Raw genomic sequence first — 1,652 nt, forward strand, 5'->3', positions numbered from 1 at the left:
GGCGCCGACGACCGCGGACTCGGCCACGGCGGGGTGGCCGACCAGGGCGGACTCGACCTCGGTGGTGGAGATGTTGTGGCCGGAGACGAGCATCACGTCGTCGACCCGGCCGAGGAGCCAGATGTCGCCGTCCTCGTCCTTCTTGGCGCCGTCGCCCGCGAAGTAGCGGCCTTCGAAGCGGGACCAGTAGGTGTCGATGTAGCGCTGGTCGTCGCCCCAGATGGTGCGGAGCATGGAGGGCCACGGCTCGGTCAGGACGAGGTAGCCGCCGGAGCCGTTGGGGACCTCGTTGGCCTCGTCGTCGACGACGGTGGCGGCGATGCCGGGCAGCGCGCGCTGGGCGGAGCCGGGCTTGGTCTCGGTGACACCGGGCAGCGGGCTGATCATCATCGCGCCGGTCTCGGTCTGCCACCAGGTGTCCACGATCGGGGTCCGGCCGGCGCCGATGTGCTCGCGGTACCAGATCCACGCCTCGGGGTTGATCGGCTCGCCGACGCTGCCCAGCACCCGCAGCGAGGAGAGGTCGAACTTCGCGGGGATGTCGTCGCCCCACTTCATGAACGTGCGGATCGCGGTCGGCGCGGTGTAGAGGATGGTGACGCCGTACTTCTGCACGATCTCCCAGAACCGGCCCTGGTGCGGGGTGTCCGGGGTGCCCTCGTAGACGACCTGGGTCGCGCCGTTGGCGAGCGGGCCGTAGACGATGTACGAGTGGCCGGTGACCCAGCCGATGTCCGCGGTGCACCAGTACACGTCGGTGTCCGGCTTCAGGTCGAACACCGCGTGGTGGGTGTAGGCGGCCTGGGTGAGGTAGCCGCCGGAGGTGTGCAGGATGCCCTTGGGCTTCCCGGTGGTGCCGGAGGTGTAGAGGATGAACAGCGGGTGCTCGGCCTCGTGCGCCTCGGGGGTGTGCTCGGTGGACTGGCGCGCGGTGATCTCGTGCCACCACACGTCGCGGCCCTCGGTGAAGGCGGTGTCCTGACCGGTGCGGCGCACCACCAGGACGTGTTCGACGCCGTCGACCTTGGTCAGGGCCTCGTCGATGGCGGGCTTGAGCGCGGAGGGCTTGCCGCGGCGGTAGCCGCCGTCGGCGGTGATGACGAGTTTGGCCCGGGCGTCCTGGATGCGGGAGGCGACCGCGTCGGCGGAGAAGCCGCCGAAGACCACCGAGTGGGTGGCGCCGATCCGGGCGCAGGCGAGCATCGCGATGACGGCCTCGGCGATCATCGGCAGGTAGACGGCGACCCGGTCGCCCTTGCGCACGCCGAGTTCCAGCAGCGCGTTGGCGGCCTGCGAGACCTCGTCCTTGAGCTGGGCGTAGGTGATCGAGCGGCCGTCACCGGGCTCGCCCTCGAAGTGGATCGCGACCCGCTCGCCCAGGCCGTTCTCGACGTGGCGGTCCACGCAGTTGTAGGCCACGTTGAGGGTGCCGTCGGCGAACCACTTGGCGAACGGCGGGTTCGACCAGTCCAGCGTCTGGGTCGGCTCGACCTCCCAGCTCAGCCGGCGGGCCTGCTCGGCCCAGAACCCCAGACGGTCCTCGGAGGCCTGCGCGTACGCGGCCGCGGTGACGTTGGCGGCTGCGGCGAGCTCTGCCGGCGGGGCGAAACGCCGCTCCTCCTTGAGCAGGTTGGCCAGGCTCTCGTTGCTCA

At 70.7% G+C, this 1,652-nt stretch carries 1 protein-coding gene; it reads right to left on the bottom strand.

The window, feature by feature from the left end:
- A partial coding sequence (gene acs / locus ACIA8Q_RS33820) for an acetate--CoA ligase (protein ID WP_396318311.1) occupies nt 1-1,652 on the bottom strand: 1,652 nt, incomplete at both ends.

It is taken from the genome of Kitasatospora sp. NPDC051705, from assembly GCF_044453265.1.
Taxonomy (GTDB): Bacteria; Actinomycetota; Actinomycetes; order Streptomycetales; family Streptomycetaceae; genus Kitasatospora.